This window comes from Saccharothrix sp. S26, assembly GCF_021390395.1.
Classification (GTDB): domain Bacteria; phylum Actinomycetota; class Actinomycetes; order Mycobacteriales; family Pseudonocardiaceae; genus Actinosynnema.
In genome coordinates this window covers 1-2,362 of record NZ_JAJUWT010000046.1, presented here as the reverse complement: position 1 = coordinate 2,362, position 2,362 = coordinate 1, and the positions used below count along the sequence as shown (strand labels likewise).

Annotated in this window: 2 protein-coding genes; both read left to right on the top strand. The window is 69.9% G+C overall.

Annotated elements, in window-relative coordinates; translation table 11 throughout:
- Positions 1 to 1,584, top strand: a 1,584-nt coding sequence (locus LZG04_RS41350) for a 2-oxoacid:acceptor oxidoreductase subunit alpha (protein ID WP_233827429.1), incomplete at its 5' end; no start/stop codon positions are given.
- Positions 1,581 to 2,362 (top strand): 2-oxoacid:ferredoxin oxidoreductase subunit beta (locus LZG04_RS41345; protein WP_233827428.1); only part of this gene is annotated, 782 nt, incomplete at its 3' end. The genes LZG04_RS41350 and LZG04_RS41345, both read left to right, overlap by 4 nt.

The following is a 2,362-nucleotide window of genomic DNA, read 5'->3' as shown; positions in this document are numbered from 1 at the left end:
AAGGCGAACATCGACGACCTGCCCAAGGGCGGGATCCTGATCGTCAACACCGACGAGTTCACCAAGCGCAACCTGGTCAAGGTCGGCTACGCGGCCGACCCGCTGGAGGACGACACCCTCACCGGGAACTACCAGGTGCACAAGGTCGCGATGGCCACGCTGACCATCGGCGCGCTGGAGAACACCGGTCTGGGCAAGAAGGACGCGGAACGGGCGAAGAACATGTTCGCCCTGGGCCTGCTGTCCTGGATGTACCACCGGCCGACCGAGGGCACCGAACGGTTCCTGCGCGAGAAGTTCGCCGGCAAGCCCGACATCGCCGAGGCCAACGTGCTGGCGTTCCGGGCGGGCTGGAACTACGGCGAGACCACCGAGTCCTTCGCGGTGACCTACGAGGTCGCGCCCGCCAGGCTGAACCGGGGCACCTACCGCCAGATCACCGGCAACACCGCGCTCGCCTACGGCATCGTGGCGGCCGGGCAGCGGTCCGGGCTGCCCGTGGTGCTGGGCACCTACCCCATCACCCCGGCGTCGGACATCCTGCACGAGCTGTCCAGGCACAAGAACTTCGGCATCACGACGTTGCAGGCCGAGGACGAGATCGCGGGCATCGGCGCGGCGCTGGGCGCGTCCTACGGCGGCGCGCTGGGCGTGACGTCGACGTCCGGCCCCGGCGTGGCGCTGAAGTCGGAGACCATCGGCCTGGCCGTGATGACCGAGCTGCCGCTGATCGTCATCGACGTGCAGCGCGGCGGCCCGTCCACCGGCCTGCCGACCAAGACCGAGCAGGCCGACCTGCTCCAGGCGATGTTCGGCCGCAACGGCGAGTCGCCGGTCGCGATCGTCGCGCCGCGCTCGCCCGCGGACTGCTTCGACGCCGCGTTGGAGGCCGCGCGGATCGCGCTGGTCTACCGCACGCCGGTGCTGCTGCTGTCCGACGGCGCGATCGCCAACGGCTCCGAGCCGTGGCTCATCCCGGACCTGTCCGAGCTGCCCGACCTGACCGTGGAGTTCGCCACCGAGCCGAACTCGCCCGACGGCGAGTCGTTCTGGCCCTACCTGCGCGACCCGGAGACGCTGGCGCGGCCGTGGGCGGTGCCCGGCACGGCGGGCCTGCAACACCGCATCGGCGGCCTGGAGAAGGCCGACGGGTCCGGCAACATCTCCTACGACCCGGCCAACCACGACCACATGGTGCGGCTGCGGCAGCGCAAGATCGACGGGATCGGGGTGCCCGACGTCGAGGTCGACGACCCGTCGGGCCAGGCACGCGTGCTCGTCGTGGGCTGGGGCTCGTCCTACGGCCCGATCGGCGCGGCGGCGCGGCGGGTGCGCAAGCTGGGGATGCCGGTCGCGCACGCGCACCTGCGCCACCTCAACCCGTTCCCGCGCAACCTGGGCGAGGTGCTCGCCCGGTACGACCGGGTCGTCGTGCCGGAGATGAACCTCGGCCAGTTGGCGATGCTGCTGCGCGCCAGGTACCTGGTCGACGCGATCAGCTACACGAAGGTGCAGGGCCTGCCGTTCAAGGCCGAGGAGCTTCAGGACGTGCTCGCCGACGTGATCAAGGGAGTGTCCGAATGACGGCGACGGAACTGGGCCTGCCGACCGTTGGGGGTCTGGTCGGCGTGCCCACCGCGGACCAGCCGCAGAAGGCCAAGGACTACAAGTCCGACCAGGAGGTCCGCTGGTGCCCCGGCTGCGGCGACTACGTGGTGCTCAACGCCGTGCAGTCGTTCCTGCCCACGCTGGGGCTCAAGCGCGAGAACATCGTGTTCGTGTCCGGGATCGGCTGCTCGTCGCGGTTCCCGTACTACATGAACACCTACGGCATGCACTCCATCCACGGGCGCGCGCCGGCCATCGCGACCGGCCTGGCCGTGGCCCGGCCCGACCTGTCGGTGTGGGTCGTCACCGGTGACGGCGACGCGCTGTCCATCGGCGGCAACCACCTCATCCACACGCTGCGCCGCAACGTGAACCTGAAGATCCTGCTGTTCAACAACCGGATCTACGGCCTGACCAAGGGCCAGTACTCGCCGACGTCCGAAGAGGGCAAGGTCACCAAGTCCACGCCGCTGGGCTCGCTGGACCACCCGTTCAACCCGGTGTCGCTGGCGCTGGGCGCGGAAGCCACGTTCGTCGGCCGCGCGGTCGACTCCGACCGCGCGGGCCTGACCGAGGTGCTGCGGCAGGCCGCCGAGCACCGCGGGTCGGCCCTGGTGGAGATCTACCAGAACTGCCCGATCTTCAACGACGGCGCGTTCGACGTGCTCAAGGACTCCGACGAGGCCGCCCGCCGCATCATCAACGTAATCGACGGGCAACCCATCACGTTCGGCAACGGCGAGTTCGCCGTGGT